The organism is Solwaraspora sp. WMMA2065, from assembly GCF_030345075.1.
GTDB lineage: Bacteria > Actinomycetota > Actinomycetes > Mycobacteriales > Micromonosporaceae > Micromonospora_E.
In genome coordinates this window covers 935,656-954,069 of record NZ_CP128361.1, presented here as the reverse complement: position 1 = coordinate 954,069, position 18,414 = coordinate 935,656, and the positions used below count along the sequence as shown (strand labels likewise).

Here is an 18,414-nt window from a genome sequence, read left to right as displayed (position 1 = left end):
CCAGTCACCCCATGATCGTACGGGCTCGGCCGGCCGGACTCACCCGACGGCGACCCGGCTCACTGCCCGGCGGGCCCCTGCTGACCGTCGGACCCCGACTGACTGTCGGGAACGGTCGCGGTCGGGTTGACGTTGGTCCGGGACCGCACCACGTCGACGACGTGGGCCACCGCTTCGGCCAACGGCACCCCGTTACGCTGCGAACCGTCGCGGTAGCGGAATGAAACGGTCCCGGCCGACACGTCGGCGTCGCCGGCGATCGCCATGAACGGCACCTTCTGCTGCTGGGCGGTGCGGATCTTCTTCTGCATCCGGTCGTCGGAGAAGTCCACCTCGGCCCGGATGCCCTCGGCGCGCAGCATGGCGACGAACTCGGCCAGGTAGTCGCCGTGGTCGGTGCGGATCGGGATGCCGGTCACCTGCACCGGGGCCAGCCAGGCCGGGAACGCGCCGGCGTAGTGCTCGGTGAGGATGCCGAAGAACCGCTCGATCGACCCGAACAACGCCCGGTGGATCATCATCGGCTGCTGCCGGGTGCCGTCGGCGGCCTGGTACTCCAGGCCGAACCGCTTCGGCTGGTTGAAGTCCAGCTGGATGGTGGACATCTGCCAGGTCCGGCCGATCGCGTCACGGGCCTGCACCGAGATCTTCGGGCCGTAGAAGGCCGCGCCGCCCGGGTCGGGCACCAGCTCCAGCCCCGAGTCGATGGCCGCCTGCCGCAGGGTCTCGGTGGCGTCGGCCCACTCGGCCGGGTCGCCGATGAACTTGTCCGAGTCGTCGCGGGTGGACAGCTCCAGGTAGAAGTCGTCGAGACCGTAGTCCCGCAACAGGTCGAGCACGAAGGCGAGCAGCGAGCGCAGCTCGCCGGGCATCTGCTCCCGGGTGCAGTAGATGTGCGAGTCGTCCATGGTCAACCCGCGCACCCGGGTCAGGCCGTGCACCACGCCGGACTTCTCGTACCGGTAGACGGTGCCGAACTCGAACAGCCGCAGCGGCAGCTCCCGGTACGACCGCCCCCGCGACCGGAAAATCAGGTTGTGCATCGGGCAGTTCATCGCCTTGAGGTAGTACTGCGCGCCTTCCATCTCCGCCGGCGGGAACATGGTGTCGGAGTAGTACGGCAGGTGCCCCGAGGTCTCGAACAGCTGGGACTTGCTGATGTGCGGGGAGTAGACGAACTCGTACCCGGCCTGCTCGTGCCGACGGCGCGAGTAGTCCTCCAGCTCCCGACGGATGATGCCGCCCTTGGGGTGGAACACCGCCAGCCCGGATCCGATCTCGTCCGGGAAGCTGAACAGGTCGAGGTCCGCGCCGAGCTTGCGGTGATCGCGGCGGGCGGCCTCGTCGAGCAGCTTCAGGTACGCCTTGAGCGCGTCGCGGGTCGGCCAGGCGGTGCCGTAGATCCGCTGCAGCTGCGGGTTGCGCTCGGATCCCCGCCAGTACGCCGCCGCGCTGCGCATCAGCTTGACCGCGCCGATCAGCCGGGTGGACGGCAGGTGCGGGCCCCGGCACAGGTCCGACCAGCAGGTCTTACCGGAGCTCGGGTCGAGGTTGTCGTAGATGGTCAGCTCGCCGCCGCCGACCTCCATCACCTCGCTGGCGTCGAAGTCGGCGGTGCCCTTGACGTCGACCAGCTCCAGCTTGTACGGCTCGTCGGCGAGCTCCGCCCGGGCGGCGTCGAGGTCAGCGAACCGCCGCCGCCGGAACCGCTGCCCGGATTTGATGATCTCCTGCATCCGCTTTTCCAGCTTGTCGAGGTCCTCGGGCTGGAATGGCCGGGCGACGTCGAAGTCGTAGTAGAAGCCGTTGGTGATCGGCGGGCCGATACCCAGTTTGGCCTCCGGGAACAGGTCCTGCACCGCCTGGGCGAGCACGTGCGCGGTGGAGTGGCGCAGTACCGCGAGCCCGTCCGGGGAGTCCAGGGCGACCGGCTCGACCCCGGTCTCGGCCTCCGGTGACCAGTCCAGGTCACGCAGGGTGCCGTCGGGGTCGCGGACCACGACGATCGCCTTCGGGCCGTTCACCGGCAGACCGGCGGCGGCGATCGCGTCCGCGGCCGTGGTCCCGGCCGGGACCACGACGGGTTCGGCCTGGGGACTGGCTGCGCTTGCGGACACGACGGGCTCCTCACGGTCGATGAATCGGTGCGTACGGTGGCTCGGTGGCTCGGTGGTCCGGCAGGGTCGGCGACGACGCTCCGGTGGCCGGGGCGGGCCCGGCCGGCCATGATGCTATCGCCCCACGTCGGCGTCACCGGGTGTCGGTCCTGTTGCAACGCCCTGACGTCGACCCGGTTCCGGCGTTAGATTGACGCCGTGGCTGCCACCGACATGGTCGGCGCTCTGCGGCGCCGATACGACTCATTTTTCGCCAGCCGGCGGCCGGTGCCGTTCGCCGTGCTGGACGTCGCCGGGACGGAGCACCGCTTCGGCCCGGGCGACCCGCAGTTCACCATCGCCGTACGTCACCCCCGTGGTGCCCGGGCGCTGGCCGCGTTGGACCAGTTCGCGGTCGCCGTGGCGTACCTGCAGGGCTGGCTGGACGTGGAGGGTGACCTGTCCGCCGCGCTGCGGATGCGGGCGTTCTTCACCGACCTGCATCCGGTGGCCCGGTTCTCCGGCGTGTTCACCGGGCTGCTGCGCGGCCGGCGGGAGGACGACCGACGGGCGATCTCCCACCACTACGACTCGGAGTCGGAGTTCTTCCTGACCTTCCTCGACACCCGGCACCGCTGTTACACGGAGGGCGTGTTCGCCGCCGACGACGAGCCGCTCGAGGACGCGATGACCCGCAAGATGGACCTGGCGCTGGAGGCGATCGGGGTCAAGCCGGGTGACCGGGTGCTGGAGGTGGGCGGCGGCTGGGGTGCGTTCGCCGAACACGCGGCCCGGCAGGGCATCGAGGTGACCACCACGACCCTGTCGCGGGAGTCGGAGCGCTACCTCGTCGACCTGTTCGATCGGGAGCAGCTCGACGTACGGGTGGTGCGGCAGCACATCTTCGGCTTCACCGACGAGCGTCGCTACGACGCGATCGTCAACATGGGGGTGACCGAGCACCTGCCGGACTACCGCCGCAGCCTGCGCAAGTACGCGGAGCTGCTCAGGCCCGGCGGGCGGGTCTACCTCGACGCGCTGGCGATGCGGCGCAAGCACGTCGCGTCGGCGTTCATGAAGCGCTACATCTATCCGGGCCGGTCCGCGCCGCTGCTGCTGCACCAGTACCTGCGGCACGTGGCCCGTTCCCCGTTCGAGCTGTGCAGCATCGCCGATGACCGGCACAACTACTACCTGACCTGCCGGGAATGGGCCCGGCGGCTGGACGCGGCCCGGGACGAGGTGGTGCAGCGCTGGGGGGAGCCGATGTACCGGCGGTTCCGGATCTTCCTGTGGGGGTCGGCGGCCGGCTTCGACACCGGGATGGTGCAGGCGTACCGCTGGGTGTTGCGGCTGCCCTGAGCCATCGTCGGCGGCGACCGACCCAGCGATCGTCGTCGACGGGACCGCGACGTACGTCGGACTGCGCCGCCGTGCGCGGTGACCGCGGTCACCGCCGACTTGCCAGGGGCAGTACGGTCGTGAGGTGGCTACGGTGCTCCTGGTCGAAGACGACCACGTTGTGCGCGGCGCCATGTTGCGCTCGCTGGCCGACCGCGGGCACGCGGTCCATGCGGTCGGCACCGCCCTGGACGCGCTACGCCGGGTCGCCGCGGAAACCCCCGACCTGGTGGTTCTCGACCTGGGCCTGCCGGACCTGGACGGGTCGGACGCGTTGCGGATGCTGCGCGGCATCACCGACGTGCCGATCATCATCGCCACCGCCCGCGACGACGAGCAGGCGATCGTCCGGCTGCTGCGGGCCGGGGCCGACGACTACATGGTCAAGCCGTTCACCGGCGCGCACCTGGACGCCCGGATCACCACGGTGCTGCGCCGGGCCGGCCGGGCGAGCCGGTCGGTGCCGCCCGCCGTGCACCAGGTCGGTGGGCTGCGGGTCGACGTCGGCGAACGCAGCGCCACGCTGGACGGCGAGGCCCTGGCGCTGACCCGCAAGGAGTTCGACCTGCTGGCCTATCTGGCCGCCCGCCCAGGTCGGGTAGTGTCCCGCCGGGAGCTGTTGGAGGAGGTATGGCGGCAGCCGTCGGTCGGCGAGGACCAGACCATCGACGTGCATCTTTACTGGCTTCGCCGCAAAATGGGCGAATCCGCAGCGAAGCCGCGCTACCTGCGCACCGTGCGGGGGGTCGGCTTCCGGCTGGTGGTACCGGACTGAGGTTGGCGCTGGCCTACCTCGGGGCCGGCATGGCATCGATCATCGCGTTGGCCTTCCTCATCCCGCTCGGCCTGCAGCTGCAGCGGGAGACCCGCGAGCAGGCACTGGCCGACGCGGCCCGGCGTGCCGCCGTGGCGCGCGGCGCGTTGGCGGTCAGCAACGACCCGGAAGGGGTCCGCCGGGCCGTGGCCGGTCTCGGCGAGAGCACCGACCGGCAGCCGGTGGTGCACGGACTCGACCCGGCCGGCACCGTACGCGCGACCAGCCAGCAGGTCACCGACGCCGCCGCCGGCACCGGGCCGACGGTGGTGGCCACCGACGGCGGGGTGCTGCACCTGGAGCCGGTCACGGTCGGTGAGGCGGTCACCGTCGTCGAGGTCTTCGTCGCCGACGGCGAGCTCAACCGGGGTGCGGCCGGCACCTGGCTGCTGCTGGTCGGCATCGCCGCAGGTCTGGTCGTCTGCTCGGTCATCGTCGTGGACCGGATCGCCGCGCGCGCCGTCGCCGCGACGAAAGGGCTGGTCGACGCGGCGATGGCGGTCGGTGACGGGGATCTAGCGGTGCGCATCCAGCCTGACGGGCCGCGCGAGCTGGCCGAGGCCGGGTACGCGTTCAACCGGATGGCGGACCGGCTGGTCACTTCCCGGACCGACGAACGTGAACTCGTCGCCGACCTGTCCCACCGGCTACGCACCCCGCTGACCGTGCTGCGGCTGGACGCCGACGCGCTCGACTCCGACGACACCAGCGTCGGCTCGTTCAGCGAGGCCGAGCTGGACCGGCGGCGGACGATCCGCCGGATCCGTCAGGCGATCGTCACCCTGGAGGGTGAGGTCGACGTTCTGATCAACACGACCCGCAAGACGGTCACCCAGGAGGTCGGCCAGGGCAGCTGCGACGTCGCCGAGGTGGTCCGCGACCGGATGGTCTTCTGGTCGGCGCTGGCCGGCGACCAGAACCGGCCGTACAACGTGATCGGCGCGCAGCTGCGAACCCCGGTGCCGGTGCCCCGGGCCGAGCTGGCGGCCGCGCTCGACGCGGTGCTCGGCAACGTGTTCCGCTACACGCCGCAGGGCACCGCGTTCGAGGTGGCGGTGTCCCGTCGGGACGGCTACGTGGCGATCCGGGTCGACGACGCCGGGCCGGGCATCGCCAACCCGGACCGGGCACTGCGGCGCGGCGCCAGCGACCAGGGCTCCACCGGGCTCGGCCTGGACATCGCCCGCCGGGTGGCGTTGCAGGCGAACGGGTCGGTCAGCCTGGACCGGGCCCGGCTCGGCGGGGCGAGCGTGGTGATGCTGCTCGCCGACGCCGAGGCCGCCCCGCCCCGGCCGATGAGTCGGTTCGGACTGGTCGGCCGGCTGGCCCGGGAACGCGACCGGGACCGGGACCGGGACCGGGGCCGGACCCGTCGCCGGCCGGCGCCGCGCTGACCGGCAGATCACGGCCGGGTCTTCGCCGGCACAAGTATTCCTTAGGTCTGGCTTAACGTCGTTCCGCAGGCCCTGCGCCGGATGGCAGCATCTGCTCCGAACCCATCGGCGTTTCCTGGACGACTCACCCGCAGTACCGTCCCAAATCCCCAGTCCAGGGACGCTTGCGCGCGGCGGGGCCCGGTCCCCAACACCGATGTCCCGCCGCGCGCCCACCCTGGACAGAGGCAGGTCGACGTGTCACCGTCAGCCGCTGCGCCGCCGCCGGCCGCTGAGCCACCGCCAGCCGGATCACCCACCGTCGACCAGGACGAAGCCAGGCCGATCACCACACGGCAGGTGCTGCGTTGGATGACGGTGATCGGCGCGCTGGTGGTCGCGGTCCTCGCCTGCTGGCAGGACCCGAGCTACGCGACCTGCGCCGCCAGATAGCCGTCGATCTCGTCCCGCAGCCGCCGCTTCTCGGCGGCGGACAGGAACGAGGCGGTCACCGCGTCGCGGGCCAGGCCGGCGAGCTGTTGCGGGCCGGCCCGCAACAGGGACGCGGCCACCGCGTACTCCTGGTTGAGGCTGGTGCCGAACATCGGCGGGTCGTCGGAGTTGATCGTCACCAGCACGCCGGCGGCGACCATGTCGGCGAGCGGGTGCGCGGACAGCTGCGGCACCGCGCCGGTGCGCAGATTGGACGTCGGGCACACCTCCAGCGGAATCCGCCGCTCCGCCAGGAACGCCACCAGCTCCGGGTCCCGCACGCTGGACGTGCCGTGGCCGATCCGTTCGGCGCCCAGCTCGCGCAGCGCGTCCCAGACCGTCTCCGGACCGGTGGTCTCGCCGGCGTGCGGCACCGAATGCAGCCCGGCCGCCCGGGCCTGGTCGAAGTACGGCTTGAACTGGGGCCGGGGGACGCCGATCTCCGGCCCACCCAGACCGAAACTGATCAGACCGTCCGGGGCCTCGTCGAGGCAGATCCGCAGCGTCTCCTCGGCCGCCGGCAGCCCCGCCTCCCCCGGTATGTCGAAACACCAGCGCAGCTCGATGCCGAAGTCGGCGCGGGCCCGTCGCCGGGCGTCCTCGATCGCCGTGCACAACGCGGGCGCGGGAATGCCACGCCGCACGTGCGAGTACGGCGTCACCGTCAGCTCGGCGTACCGGACCTGCTGGGCGGCCAACTCGCGGGCCACCTCATGGGTGAGCACCCAGACGTCCTCGTCGTCGCGGATCAGATCGACGACGCTCAGGTAGATCTCGACGAAGTGTGCGAAGTCGCGGAACACGAAGTAGTCGGCCAACGCGGCCTCGTCGGCGGGGACCGGGGACCGCCCCTCGTGCCGCTGGGCCAGCTCGGCGACGATCCGCGGCGACGCCGACCCGACATGGTGCACATGCAGCTCGACCTTCGGCAGCCCGGCGATGAAGTCCGACAGCACGGACTGAGACTCCGACAGCACGGGCGGAGACGACGGTTGCTGGCTCACCGTGGCGTTCGACCTCCTCGGGAAAACGGACATCCCCGACGGGGGCCCGGCTGCGCCGAGCGTACCGCTCGGGCGGTCGTCTAGGCTCGCCCGGTGGACAAGCGTACGTTTCCGCGGCTCGGCCGCACGGTAGGGGCGATCGGTCTGGGTGCCTGGCAACTCGGCGCCGACTGGGGGACGGTCAGCGAGGACGAGGCGGAGGCAACGCTGCGCGCCGCCGTCGAAGCCGGCACCACCTTCCTGGACACCGCCGACGTGTACGGCGACGGGCGCAGCGAACGGATCATCGGCCGGTTCCTGCGGGAGTCGGCCGGCGACGATCTGTTCGTCGCCACCAAGATGGGACGCCGGGTGGCGCAGCACCCGTCCGCGTACGTGCTGGACAACTTCCGGGCCTGGACCGACCGGTCCCGGGCGAACCTCGGCGTCGACCGCCTCGACCTGGTCCAGTTGCACTGTCCGCCGACCGAGGTGCTGCGCACCGACGCGGTCTACGACGCGCTGGACGCCCTCGTCGCCGAGCAGCGAATCGCCGCGTACGGCGTGAGCGTGGAGACGGTCGACGAGGCGCTGGCCGCGATCGCCCGGCCGGGCGTGGCCAGCGTGCAGATCATCCTCAACGCGTTGCGGCTCAAGCCGCTGGAGCGGGTGCTGCCGGCCGCTGCCGCCGCCGGGGTCGGGATCATCGCCCGGGTGCCGCTGGCCAGTGGCCTGCTCTCCGGCCGGTACGACGAGAACACCCGGTTCGCCGCCGACGACCACCGCACCTTCAACCGGGACGGCTCGGCGTTCGACGTCGGTGAGACGTTCTCCGGAGTCGATTTCCACACCGGGTTGGCCGCCGTGCGTCGGCTCGCCCCACTGGTGCCGCCGCAGGCCACCATGGCCCAGTTCGCGTTGCGCTGGATCCTGGACCAGCCCGGGGTGACGGTGGCGATTCCTGGTGCCCGCAACCCCGCCCAGGCGCAGGGCAACGCGGCAGCCGCGGAGCTCGCGCCGCTGGACGACGCCACCCAGCGGACGGTGCGGGAGGTCTACGACGACCTGATCCGGCCCCAGGTGCACCACCGGTGGTGACCCGCCGCCCGGCGCTGCGCACGAGCAGGGGCCCGGTCGCGCACGAGCGAGGGCCCCGTTGTTCCGGCCGGAACAACGGGGCCCTCGTCACGACCTTCGCGGGTCGGTGCCAGCCCGACCGCCGGACGGCACCGGCGACCGAGGTCAGATCGGGCGGACCTGCTCGGCCTGCGGACCCTTCTGGCCCTGGGCGATCTCGAACTCGACCCGCTGGTTCTCCTCCAGCGTGCGGTAGCCGCTGGTCTGGATGGCCGAGAAGTGGACGAACACGTCAGCACCCCCGCCGTCGACGGTGATGAAGCCGAAGCCCTTGTCTGCGTTGAACCACTTCACGGTTCCCTGCGCCATGTGTATCTCCTTCTGAAACTGGCGGCCAAGCACGCCGTGCGGCCGGTTGGCCGTTTTCGAGCAGCGGCGCCTGAGGTGGCCCCCGACGAAGGAGGACTTCTCTCAACCCACGCTGTCTCGCAACAGCGTGGACAGCAAACCACGTACGCAAAAACTTCGCACAGCCTACCTGACGAACGTCTCCGACATGTGACCTGAGACGCCGTTCGCGCCCTCGTGGCGTGCCCGAATCTGGTCGCCGTCCGGGCCCGGTCCGGTCTGGTCGTCGCGCCTCTGACCAGCGGCGGCGGCGCTCACGACGGCCAACGGCCGGTGAGCCGGCGCACGCCGGTCGCGCCGCCGCGATCCACCGCGGCCCGGACGACTGAGAAGATCGCCCCCTGCAGTGCGGCCGCAGCCAGCACCTCGCCCCAACCACGCTCCTCGTCGATGGCGTTGGGTGCCTCGTCGTCGCCGGCGGCGAGCTTCCACACCTGCCGGAATATCGCCCCGGCCAGGGCACCCGCCGCCAGGCCGAGCACCAGGCCGACCGGCCGGTAGGCCAACTTGTTGAGCGGTTTGCTCACCCGCGCCTCCCTCTCCTCGTCAACCACACCAGTACCACCGTCACCACCGTGCCGGCCACCACCAGGGCCGGGACCGTGACGGTACGCCGGTCGGGCCGGCGCGCCGTGGCCGCCGCCTGTCGGGCCGTATCACGCAGCCGCAGCCGGGCGCGGTCGGCCCCCAGCCGCAGCCGGCTTTTCACGTCGGTCTTAGCGGCCAGCGCCTGCACCGTCTGGCCCAGTTCGGCCCGGGTCTGCCGGATCTCGGCCCGGAGCAGGTCAAGATCGCCGGTGCCGTTACCGGACCTGCCGTTGTGCGACGTCACGACTGCCGCCCCCGCTTCATTGCCGCGCCGACCACCGTCACGTCCGCCCGTACGCTGTCCGCCGCCGCCGTCGGCACCGGCGGTGCCGCCTGACGGACCTGCCGTCGCCCGGCGAGCGCCAACACGCCCGCGACCAGGAACAGCAGCACCGCGACGGCCAGGGCGGCCAGCCACGGCGGCCAGGCCTGGGCGAGCAGCAGCACGCCGGCGCCGATCAGCACACCGAGGCCGTAGAGCGCGATGACCCCGCCACCGCCGAACAGCCCGATCCCCAGTCCGGCATGCTTTCCCTTTTCGGTCAGTTCGGCACGGGCGAGCGCGATCTCGTCGCGCACCAGTCGCGATATCTGCTCACCGGCCTGTTGCACGAGTTCCGCGGTGGACCGCTCGGCGGGCGGCCGGTGCAAAGTGTCGGCCATGGTGCCTCCTTTCCCGCTGTTCGCCGCTGTATGCCCGGCCCGGACCTTCGTCAATCCTGCTGACTGCGATCCCCGGCGGCGGATTCCTCGGGTCCGACGAAGACCGACGCACGGGCGTCGCCCTCGGCGTCACCACCGAACAGCCGGGCGTCGTCGGGTACCTCGTGCCCGCCGCCAGTGGTGGACGTAACCGGTCCGGCCGGGTGACGGCCGTTGCGCTGCCCGCCGGTGACCGGCCGGTGCCGCAGGTCCAGCCAGTCCAGCAGGCTGTCCCCGTCGCCGACCTCGGCCCGCCACCGGGGCAGCGCGGTCGGTCGCTGTTCGCGGACCCAACTGGCCAGGTGTTCGCGGACCTGGCACCGCAGATCCCACAGGCTCGGCGAGTCGGCGGCGCTGACCAGGGCCCGCAGCCGGACCGTACCGCCGGTGGCGTCGGTCACCTGCAGCACACACACCCGGCCGTCCCACAGCTCGGTGCCCTCCACCAGTCGGCGCAGTTCCTCGCGCATGGCCTGGACCGGAACCGACCAGTCCAGGTCGAACTCGGCGGTGCCCAGCACCGCGGCCTTGGTCCGGGTCCAGTTCTGGAACGGCGTGGTGGTGAAGTAGGAGGTGGGCAGGATCAGCCGCCGATCGTCCCAGATGTGCACCACCACGTAGCTGAGCGTCAGCTCCTCGATCCGGCCCCACTCACCCTCGACCACCACGACGTCGTCGATACGAACCGCGTCGCTGAAGGCCAACTGCAGCCCGGCGATGACGTTGCTCAGCAGGCTCTGCGCGGCCAGCGCGCCGACCACACCGATCACCCCGGCGGAGGCGAGCAGGCTCGCGCCGACACCGCGTACCGCCGGGAAGGTCATCAGCATCACCCCGACGGTGAGGATGACGATCACGGCGATGGTGACCCGACGCAGCATCACCACCTGGGTGTGCAGCCGGCGGGCGTGCCGGTTGTCCGGCACGTCGGTGCGGAACCGGGCCAGCGTGGTGTCCTCCATGGCCAGCAGCAGCGCCCCGACCAGCCAGGCACACGCCGCGATCATCGCGAGGACCAGCAGGTGCAAGGTGGTACGCCGCCACGGCTCACCGACCGCGTAACCGGTCGAGAAACGGACCGCGAGCTGAATGGCCGTCACGGTCGCGGCCGCCCGCGTCGCCCGGTGCGCGTGGGTCGAGACCTCGGCGAGCAGTACGGAACGTCGGCCGAGACGCCGGACGACCCGGTGGCCGATCGCCACCGCGGTCACCGCGAGTACCGCCGCCGCGACCGTGACGAGCACCGTCCAGACAACCGGATGCACGGATGGATCCCCCTCCACATCGCCATCAATAGTGACAAAAGGTCAATGATGCCGGGTGAAGTTGGGCCATGCCATGGGTGCTAGATCACACTTTCCGGTAGCGGGACTGGGCGAAGCAGTAGACACCGAAGGCGGCAAAGCCGGCCGCTACCAGTGCCAACAGGACAGACCCGAACGCCTGCTCGCGCAGGGTGTGCAGGGCTGCGTCCAGGCCCCGGGCCTGCTCCGGCTCGAACTGGACGGCAGCGGTCACCAGCAGCGCCCCGGCGGTGCCGTAGGCGACACCCTTGGCGACGTAGCCGGCCGTACCCAGCCGGCAGACGACCTTGCGCACCCGGGCGTTCATCGCCCCGGTCCGCAGGTGTTCGGCGAACCGCCGGGTGACGCCGTTGACGACCATCCCGGCACCGATGCCGATCACCACCAGGCCGGCGAACCCGACCAGCCACCGGCCGCCGGGGGCGGACATCACCCGTTCGCTCATCGCCTGCTGCTGGTCGGCGGTGTCGGCGTTGGCGTTGCGGAACACCTGGACGGCGGTCCAGGCGAAGGACAGGTAGACCACGGTCCGCCCGACCGAGATGACCCGTTCGACCGTCCGCTTGTTGCCCTGCTCGGCACGGTGCCCGACGGCGGCCTCGATGCCCTGCCACACCGCCATCGCGGCCAACCCGACCGCGACGGCGATCAGCAGCACCCCGCCGAGCGGCTGCGCGGCGAGGGTACGCAGCGCGCCGGACTGGTCGCCGTCGGCGGCCGGGCGGCCGAAGGCGATCTGCAGTGCCAGCCAGGCCACCAGCAGGTGCACCAGGCCGTACCCGAGGAAGCCGGCTCTGGCGAGCAGCTTCAAGGATCGACTGTTACCAAGCTGGTGGGCGGTGCGCTGGGCATCCCTGGTTTTCGGCATGGCGCTCCATATGACCGGTCAGCGCCGCCACCAAACGTGCCCGACCGGTGGTCAGCCCAGTTGCCGGGCGACCCGGATCGCCACCTCCGAATCGGTGGCCCGCTCAAGGCTCACGTCGAACCCGCCGACCTCGGTGGCCTGCTCGCCGACGGTCAGGGTGACCTGCTCGCCGGCCACCTCGACAGTGACCCGGTCGCTCTCGGCGCCGATCAACCGGGCCTCGATGCCGAGAAAGCTCGCACTGGCCTCGACTCCCCGGGAGAAGGTCACCGTGCAGGCGTCCAGCCCGCAGTCGGTGCTGGCGCCCTCGGAGCTGCAACCGGCGAGCAACGCCGCGCCGAACGCCAACCCGGCGGCCAGAGCGGCGATCCGGGAGGTGGTACCGGCCCGCCGGCTGGTGGATCGGGCGGCGCTGGAGGCGGATGGCAGCTGGGGTGCGATGGTCACCGGCCAAGCGTACTTGGCGCTCGTGACGGCGCCCCGGAGCACTCGTGCCAGCCACCGCACCCAGCCGGCGAGGCGGCGGGCCGACGGTTAGGCTCGAAGCCGTGCCGGCCTGCCGACCGCGTCGGCCCCGGCTGAGTCGGCCTTGAGGCGAGTCGGCCCCTGAACCGAGGAGGTGTCCGACCGTGACGATGCTGGTGGAGGACAATCCGGCGCGAAACCGGTTCGAGATCCTGATCGACGACGGCCTGGCCGGGTTCGCCAGCTACCGTCCGGGTCCGGCGACGGTGACCGTGACGCACACCGAGATCGATCCCGCGTACCGGGGACGAGGTGCCGGTGACGCCCTCGCCCACGGGCTGCTCAGTCAGATCCGCGACCGTGGAGAGCAGGTGGTGCCCCAGTGCCCGTTCATCGCCGCCTACATCGATCGGCATCCCGAGTTCGCCGCGCTGGTCGCCGGTGACTGAGCAGCGCCGGCCCGGCCTGGCGCGTACGGCGGTCGCGGTGGCCGGCGTACTCGTGCTGGCCGCCACGGTGGTGGCGGCAGGCGGCTGGCTCGGCTGGTTCAGCGATCCGACGATCTCCGACGCGCCCGAGGCGTCGGCCGACGTCGAGGTCGTCGCGACCGGACTCGCCGCACCATGGGATCTCGCGTTCCTACCGGACGGCACGGCCCTGGTGACGGAGCGGGACACCGCGCGGTTGCTGGCTGTGGACGCGCAGGGCAGCACCCGGGAGATCACCGGGGTCGACGGGGTTGTCCCGGACGGGGAGGGCGGCCTGCTCGGCGTGGCGGTGTCCCCGCAGCATGCCACCGACGGCTGGGTCTACCTCTACTACACCGGTGCCGAGGACAACCGGATCGTTCGGTTCCGGCTCGGGCCAGACGGCCCGACGACGTCCCCTGAGCCGGTCCTGACCGGGATTCCCCGGGCGTCGACCCACAACGGCGGCCGGATCGCTTTCGGTCCGGACGGCATGCTGTACGTCGGCACCGGTGACGCCGGCGAGCGGGGGGCCGCGCAGGACCCGACCGGGCTGGCCGGCAAGATCCTGCGGCTGCGACCGGACGGCACCGTCCCGGCGGACAACCCGGTTGCCGGGTCGCCGGTGTTCAGCCTCGGCCACCGCAACGTACAGGGACTGGCCTGGGATCCGGCCGGGCAGCTGTACGCCAGCGAGTTCGGGCAGAACCGGCACGACGAACTGAACCCAATCGAGGCCGGCGGCAACTACGGCTGGCCGGAGGTCGAGGGGGTGGCCGACCGGGCGGAGTTCGTCGATCCGGTGGCCACCTGGGCCCCCCGGGACGCCTCCCCCAGCGGTCTCGCCCACCACCAGGGCCGGCTCTGGCTGGCGTGTCTGCGTGGCCAGCGGCTGTACCGGGTCGCCCCGGACGGCACCGACGCCGAGACGTTGCTCAGTGGCGAGTACGGCCGGCTGCGGCACGCGGCGGTGGCGCCGGACGGCAGCCTGTGGGTGCTCACCTCGAACCGGGACGGGCGCGGTTCACCCACCGGCGACGACGACCGGATCCTGCGGATCAGCGGCTGACCGGTCCGCCGTAGGGTCCGGCCCGGTCGGGACAGGCACCGTCGGACCCGGCGTGCCGGTCCTGGCCACCGACGTCTGCCAACCGGCCAGCCGCTCGGCGGCGGCCCGACTGTTCGCCCAGCTCGCCCCGTAGGTCGACAGGTGCACGTCACCGGTGACCCGGACCGGTACCCCCATCTCGACCACGACGGCGTCGGGTCGGACGGTGAGCGCGCGGTCGACCGCCACCGACATCCACCGATGCCGGTGCAGGTCGCGGACCACCAGGACAAGGGCGTGGTGGCGGGCGGCGAGCAGCGCGGTGTCCAGCGGCTCGACCGGTCGGCCAGCCACCTCGGCCGCCGTCGACGCGTCGAGATCCCGCTCGGTCAGTCGGACGGTGAGCGTCCCGGGCCGCAGCGCGGCCAGGGCCTGGCCGATGCCCCACGGAGTCTCGGCCCCGATGGCGATGTTGTGCGGCGGCGCGAACTCCACCACGTACGCGGGCCGGGTCAGTGGCAGCTGGGTCTCGGCCCGTATCCGCAGCGCGCGCCGGGCGGCGGTGAGCCCGATGGCGGACCGTACCGGGCCGGTCGGCGCTCCGGCGGACACCAGCGTGGTGGCCCCGTTGCTGTCCGGCACGGAGCCGTTGCCGTGCGGTTGGCGGTGCCGCACCGACCAGGCCGCCAGTTGCCGGATCCGCTCCGCCGCCTCGGCCAGCCGCTGGGCCGGCAACCGACCGGTGACGACCGCGTCGACGATCGCGTCGGTCAGTCGCCGGACGGTCTCCTCGTCGGCGTGTTCGCCGCCCACGCAGACCGCGTCGACCCCGGCGGCGAGCGCCCGGACGGTCGCGCGAGCCAGACCGAAGCGCCGGGTCACCGCCCGCATCTCGATCCCGTCGGTGATCACCGCGCCGGTGAACCCGAGCCGGTCCCGCAGCAGGTCGACCAGGACCGCACGGCTGAGGGTGGCCAGGTTGGCCGGGTCGATCGCCGGCACGAGCAGGTGTCCGGTCATGATCGTCCGGGTGCCGGCGGCGATGGCGGCCCGGAACGGGGTCAGCTCCACCGCGTCCAGCCGGATCCGGTCGGCGTCGATACGGGGCACGGCGTCGTGGGAGTCCACGTTGGTGTCACCGTGTCCGGGGAAGTGCTTGGCGCAGGCGGCGACTCCGGCGTCCTGCAGCCCGCGAATCCAGGCGGCCGTGTGCCGGGCTACCAGGCGCGGATCGTCGCCGAACGCGCGTACCCCGATCACCGGATTGTCCGGATTGGAGTTGACGTCGGCAACCGGGGCGTAGTTGACGGTGACTCCCGCGCCGGCCAGCTCCAGGCCGAGATCGTAGGCGACCCGCCGGGTCAGTTCCGGGTCGTCGACCGTGCCGAGGGCCAGGTTGCCGGGTCGGGAGCTGCCGTGTCCGGATTCGATCCGGGTCACGTCACCGGCTTCCTCGTCGATGGCGACCAGCACGTCCGGCCGTTCGGCGCGCAGCGCGGCGGTGAGCGCGGCGACCTGCTCGGGGTCGCGGACGTTACGGGCGAACAGCACCACGGCGCCCAACCCGTCGGCGACCCACCGGCGCACCCAGTCCGGTGGGCCGGTGCCGAGGAATCCGGGCTGCAGCACGGTGGCCGCCATCCGCCGCACACTGGGACTGGAATCGGCCATGCGGCTCATGTTCACATCACGGACAGTTTTAGTCAATAAACCTTCCTATTAACCGGGACCCGCGCTGCGGCGACGACGCCGGTCCCGCCGTACGGCACGGTCTGTCGCCGGGCAGCCCCGGTGTGGCACAGTGCGTGAGTGGTTCCGTTCGTCCAGTACGCCGCCGAGGAGACCAGCTGGCAGGACATCCCCGGTGTCCAGGTGATCGGTGCCGTCCTCGGTGTCCTGCTCCTGCTCGCCGCGTTGCGGGCAATGTTCGGCAAAGGGCGGTGAGCGCGGGTCCGGCGAGCGCCCCGACCGGTCGGCCGGACCGGTCACCGGACCGACCGGCCGTTTGGCCGTGGTCGGCGCCGGGTAACCACGGAATCCGATGAAGCTGCCCCTGCACTCACCCCGGCTGCGCCGCGCTGCGCGCCAACGCTTCGGCTGGTCAGCGTTGCGGCCCGGCCAACTCGGCGCGATGCGGGCCCTGCTGAAGGGCCGCGACGCCTTGGTGGTGCTGCCCACCGGCGCCGGAAAATCGGCCGTCTACCAGATCCCGGCCACCATGCTGCCCGGCCCGACCGTGGTGATCTCTCCGCTGCTCGCGCTGCAGCAGGACCAGATCGCCGCGCTCAACCAACGCGGCCAGGCCGAGCTGCGGGCGGTAAGGATCAGCTCCGCGGAGAGCCCGGCCCAGCGACGGGCGTCGCTCGACGACGTCCGTGAGGGTCGGGCCCGGTTCCTGTTCACCACACCGGAGCAGCTGTGCGACCCGGACCGCCTGGCCGAGGTACGTCAGCTGTCCCCGGCGTTGGTCGCGGTCGACGAGGCGCACTGCGTCTCGGCCTGGGGGCACGACTTCCGACCCGACTACCTGGCCGTCGGCCACCTGGTGGAGCAGTTGGGCCGCCCTCCGGTGGTGGCGCTGACCGCCACCGCCTCGCCGCCGGTGCGCGACGACATCGTCCACCGGCTCGGGCTGACCGATCCGCACCTGGTGGTGGCCGGACTCGACCGGGACAACCTGTTCCTCGAGGTGGCCCACTGCCCAACCGAGGACTACCGGTGGCGCAGGCTGGTCGCCCTGCTCGACGTGGAACAGCCGCCCGGCATCGTCTACGTGCCGACCCGGCGGGCCGCGACAGACCTGGCCGGTCAGCTCGTCGCCGCCGGCTACCCGGCCCGCTGCTACCACGCCGGGATGTCGGCCACCGCCCGGCAGCAGCTGCACGACGAGTTCCTCGCCGGGCAGGTGCCGGTCATGGTGGCGACGTCCGCTTTCGGCATGGGCATCGACAAACCGGACGTACGGTGGGTGGCGCACACCGCGCTGCCGGACTCGCCCGACAGCTATCTGCAGGAGATCGGTCGCGGCGGCCGGGACGGCCGGCCGGCCCGGGCGCTGCTGTTGTGGCGGGCCGAGGACATCGGTCTGCAGCGGTACTTCACCACCAGCCCGCCCGATCATGACGAGTTGCGGGACGTCGCCGAGGTGCTGGACGTCGAGCCGGCGACCCGCGCCGAGCTGCGCCGCCGCACCGGGCTCGGCGCCCGCAAGCTGAGCCAGCTGCTCGCCCTGCTGGAAGAGGTGGGCGCGGCCCGGACCGTCGCCGGCACCCAGACCGTCCGTCCCTTCTACGCGCCGGACCCGGCGCGGGCCGCCGCCGACGCGGTGGCGGCGGCCGGACGTCGCCAGACCGTGCAGCGCTCCCGTACCGACATGATGCGGGCCTTCGCCGAGGCGACGGGTTGCCGCACCCGGGGGCTGCTGGCCTACTTCGGGGAGCATGTGACGGACGTCTGTGGTCATTGCGACAGTTGCCACGCCGGGACCAGTACCGCCGACGACGGCGCCGCCGGCCCGTTCCCGGTACACAGTATGGTGCGACACGCGGAATGGGGGGCCGGCCTGGTGCTCGGGTACGAGCAGGACCGGATGACGGTCCTGTTCGACGGTGTCGGCTACAAGACGTTGTCGGTGCCGGTGGTCAGCGACCAGGGTCTGCTGGCCGCCGAGCAGCGCTGAGGATCGCCACCGTCGGACACCGGTCCGGCGGACAGCAGGTTGAGAGGGGCAAAGCGTGACGGAACTGCCGGTGTACACCGAACTCGGGTTCTCCGACGAGGAATGGGGGCTGCTGGTCGGGCTGCCGCAGGCGGTGCTGAACGCGGCCAGCGCGGCCGAGTCCGACGGTGGACGGCGGACCCGGGCGGAGAACGCCGCCGGGCTGGAGACGATCGGCGCCGGCCGGGAGTCGGCCAGCCCGCTGGTCACCGCGGTCGCCGGGGAACTGGTCAGCCGGGTCGGCGATCCGGAGACCGGCGAGGAGTTGCCGGTGATCGAACCGGCCGACCCGCAGGCGCTGATCGCCGACGTGCTGGCCCGGGCGGGTGCGGCGGCCCGACTGCTCGCAGACCGGGTGGACGACGGTGAGGCCGGGGCGTACAAGCACTGGCTGGTCGGCATCGCCGAACAGGTGGTAGGCGCCGCGAGCACCGGCGGGGTGCTGGGTATCGGCGGCGAGGCGGTGACCGAGTCGGAGCGGCGGTTCCGCGACCGGCTCGCCCACGTGCTCAACGACTGAATGGGAGGACTCCCGGTGTGCGGGCGGTTGACCGCCGCCAGTACGGTCTGGGATCGCGGGCCGCACCGGCCCGGTGGACACCCCTCTCCC

Annotated in this window: 20 protein-coding genes; 10 read left to right on the top strand and 10 right to left on the bottom strand. The window is 72.1% G+C overall.

What is annotated here, in order from left to right:
* Positions 1-59: 59 nt before the first annotated feature.
* Positions 60-2,117: a threonine--tRNA ligase gene (gene thrS / locus O7610_RS04375; protein ID WP_289212698.1), complete on the bottom strand. Its 2,058-nt coding sequence runs from the start codon at positions 2,115-2,117 to the stop codon at positions 60-62.
* A 198-nt stretch (positions 2,118-2,315) separates the two neighbouring features.
* On the opposite strand from thrS, the gene O7610_RS04370 reads away from it, so the two are divergent.
* From O7610_RS04370 to O7610_RS04355, 4 genes are all read left to right on the top strand, one after another.
* Positions 2,316-3,458 carry a class I SAM-dependent methyltransferase gene (locus O7610_RS04370; RefSeq protein ID WP_281554469.1) on the top strand — a complete coding sequence of 381 codons (1,143 nt, stop codon included), beginning with the start codon at positions 2,316-2,318 and terminating at the stop codon, positions 3,456-3,458.
* Positions 3,459-3,582: 124 nt separating this feature from the next.
* Positions 3,583-4,272 (top strand): response regulator transcription factor, encoded by a 690-nt coding sequence (locus tag O7610_RS04365; RefSeq protein ID WP_123601096.1) that lies wholly within the window; start codon positions 3,583-3,585, stop codon positions 4,270-4,272.
* 29 nt (positions 4,273-4,301) lie between these two features.
* On the top strand, positions 4,302-5,705 hold the full coding sequence (locus O7610_RS04360) for a HAMP domain-containing sensor histidine kinase (protein WP_289212697.1): 1,404 nt from the start codon (positions 4,302-4,304) through the stop codon (positions 5,703-5,705).
* Positions 5,706-5,942: 237 nt separating this feature from the next.
* Positions 5,943-6,137, top strand: a complete 195-nt coding sequence (locus tag O7610_RS04355; protein ID WP_281554467.1) for a hypothetical protein — start codon at positions 5,943-5,945, stop codon at positions 6,135-6,137.
* Here the strand turns inward: O7610_RS04355 and O7610_RS04350 are convergent.
* A complete protein-coding gene (locus O7610_RS04350; protein WP_289212696.1) occupies positions 6,113-7,132 on the bottom strand; it encodes an adenosine deaminase in 1,020 nt (339 codons plus the stop codon). The genes O7610_RS04355 and O7610_RS04350 overlap by 25 nt on opposite strands.
* Before the next feature lie 141 nt (positions 7,133-7,273).
* Here O7610_RS04350 and O7610_RS04345 point away from each other — a divergent pair, with 141 nt between their 5' ends.
* A complete protein-coding gene (locus tag O7610_RS04345; RefSeq protein ID WP_281554465.1) occupies positions 7,274-8,257 on the top strand; it encodes an aldo/keto reductase in 984 nt (327 codons plus the stop codon).
* Positions 8,258-8,401: 144 nt separating this feature from the next.
* Here O7610_RS04345 and O7610_RS04340 read toward each other — a convergent pair whose 3' ends face one another.
* The 7 genes from O7610_RS04340 to O7610_RS04310 all read right to left on the bottom strand — a co-directional run bounded on the left by O7610_RS04340 (position 8,402) and on the right by O7610_RS04310 (position 12,547).
* A complete protein-coding gene (locus tag O7610_RS04340) occupies positions 8,402-8,605 on the bottom strand; it encodes a cold-shock protein (RefSeq protein ID WP_007075740.1) in 204 nt (67 codons plus the stop codon).
* A gap of 293 nt (positions 8,606-8,898) precedes the next feature.
* A complete protein-coding gene (locus tag O7610_RS04335) occupies positions 8,899-9,171 on the bottom strand; it encodes a DUF4235 domain-containing protein (protein ID WP_281554464.1) in 273 nt (90 codons plus the stop codon).
* Entirely contained in the window at positions 9,168-9,476 is a 309-nt protein-coding gene (locus O7610_RS04330) for a DUF3618 domain-containing protein (protein WP_281554463.1), read from the bottom strand. Before O7610_RS04330 ends, O7610_RS04335 begins: the two co-directional genes overlap by 4 nt.
* On the bottom strand, positions 9,473-9,895 hold the full coding sequence (locus O7610_RS04325; RefSeq protein ID WP_281554462.1) for a phage holin family protein: 423 nt from the start codon (positions 9,893-9,895) through the stop codon (positions 9,473-9,475). The genes O7610_RS04330 and O7610_RS04325 overlap by 4 nt, the downstream gene beginning before the upstream one ends.
* Before the next feature lie 50 nt (positions 9,896-9,945).
* Positions 9,946-11,199 (bottom strand): mechanosensitive ion channel family protein, encoded by a 1,254-nt coding sequence (locus O7610_RS04320; protein WP_281554461.1) that lies wholly within the window; start codon positions 11,197-11,199, stop codon positions 9,946-9,948.
* Positions 11,200-11,284: 85 nt separating this feature from the next.
* On the bottom strand, positions 11,285-12,049 hold the full coding sequence (locus O7610_RS04315) for a DUF1206 domain-containing protein (RefSeq protein ID WP_348650087.1): 765 nt from the start codon (positions 12,047-12,049) through the stop codon (positions 11,285-11,287).
* A 108-nt stretch (positions 12,050-12,157) separates the two neighbouring features.
* The gene (locus O7610_RS04310; RefSeq protein ID WP_475049479.1) at positions 12,158-12,547 is read right to left on the bottom strand and encodes a hypothetical protein; all 390 of its coding nucleotides are present in this window, start codon (positions 12,545-12,547) and stop codon (positions 12,158-12,160) included.
* Between the two features lie 194 nt (positions 12,548-12,741).
* Here O7610_RS04310 and O7610_RS04305 point away from each other — a divergent pair, with 194 nt between their 5' ends.
* Both O7610_RS04305 and O7610_RS04300 read left to right on the top strand, forming a co-directional pair.
* Entirely contained in the window at positions 12,742-13,020 is a 279-nt protein-coding gene (locus O7610_RS04305) for a GNAT family N-acetyltransferase (protein ID WP_348650124.1), read from the top strand.
* Entirely contained in the window at positions 13,013-14,107 is a 1,095-nt protein-coding gene (locus O7610_RS04300; RefSeq protein WP_281554458.1) for a PQQ-dependent sugar dehydrogenase, read from the top strand. The genes O7610_RS04305 and O7610_RS04300 overlap by 8 nt, the downstream gene beginning before the upstream one ends.
* On the opposite strand, the gene O7610_RS04295 is transcribed toward O7610_RS04300, so the two are convergent.
* Entirely contained in the window at positions 14,063-15,757 is a 1,695-nt protein-coding gene (locus O7610_RS04295; RefSeq protein ID WP_475049441.1) for a glycoside hydrolase family 3 protein, read from the bottom strand. The two genes, O7610_RS04300 and O7610_RS04295, sit on opposite strands and share 45 nt — an antisense overlap.
* Before the next feature lie 138 nt (positions 15,758-15,895).
* On the opposite strand from O7610_RS04295, the gene O7610_RS04290 reads away from it, so the two are divergent.
* The 3 genes from O7610_RS04290 (at position 15,896) to O7610_RS04280 (ending at position 18,324) form a co-directional block, all read left to right on the top strand.
* Positions 15,896-16,030: a hypothetical protein gene (locus O7610_RS04290; RefSeq protein WP_281554456.1), complete on the top strand. Its 135-nt coding sequence runs from the start codon at positions 15,896-15,898 to the stop codon at positions 16,028-16,030.
* Between the two features lie 97 nt (positions 16,031-16,127).
* Positions 16,128-17,765 (top strand): RecQ family ATP-dependent DNA helicase, encoded by a 1,638-nt coding sequence (locus O7610_RS04285; RefSeq protein ID WP_289212694.1) that lies wholly within the window; start codon positions 16,128-16,130, stop codon positions 17,763-17,765.
* Positions 17,766-17,820: 55 nt separating this feature from the next.
* Positions 17,821-18,324, top strand: a complete 504-nt coding sequence (locus O7610_RS04280) for a hypothetical protein (protein ID WP_289212693.1) — start codon at positions 17,821-17,823, stop codon at positions 18,322-18,324.
* Positions 18,325-18,414 lie beyond the last annotated feature (90 nt).

Coding starts and splice junctions, on each gene's coding strand:
- O7610_RS04360 (WP_289212697.1), top strand. CDS start 4,302: ATGGCATCGATCATCGCGTTGGCCTTCCTCATCCCGCTCGGCCTGCAG.
- O7610_RS04340 (WP_007075740.1), bottom strand. CDS start 8,605: ATGGCGCAGGGAACCGTGAAGTGGTTCAACGCAGACAAGGGCTTCGGC.
- O7610_RS04325 (WP_281554462.1), bottom strand. CDS start 9,895: ATGGCCGACACTTTGCACCGGCCGCCCGCCGAGCGGTCCACCGCGGAA.
- O7610_RS04305 (WP_348650124.1), top strand. CDS start 12,742: ATGCTGGTGGAGGACAATCCGGCGCGAAACCGGTTCGAGATCCTGATC.
- O7610_RS04295 (WP_475049441.1), bottom strand. CDS start 15,757: ATGGCCGATTCCAGTCCCAGTGTGCGGCGGATGGCGGCCACCGTGCTG.
- O7610_RS04285 (WP_289212694.1), top strand. CDS start 16,128: ATGAAGCTGCCCCTGCACTCACCCCGGCTGCGCCGCGCTGCGCGCCAA.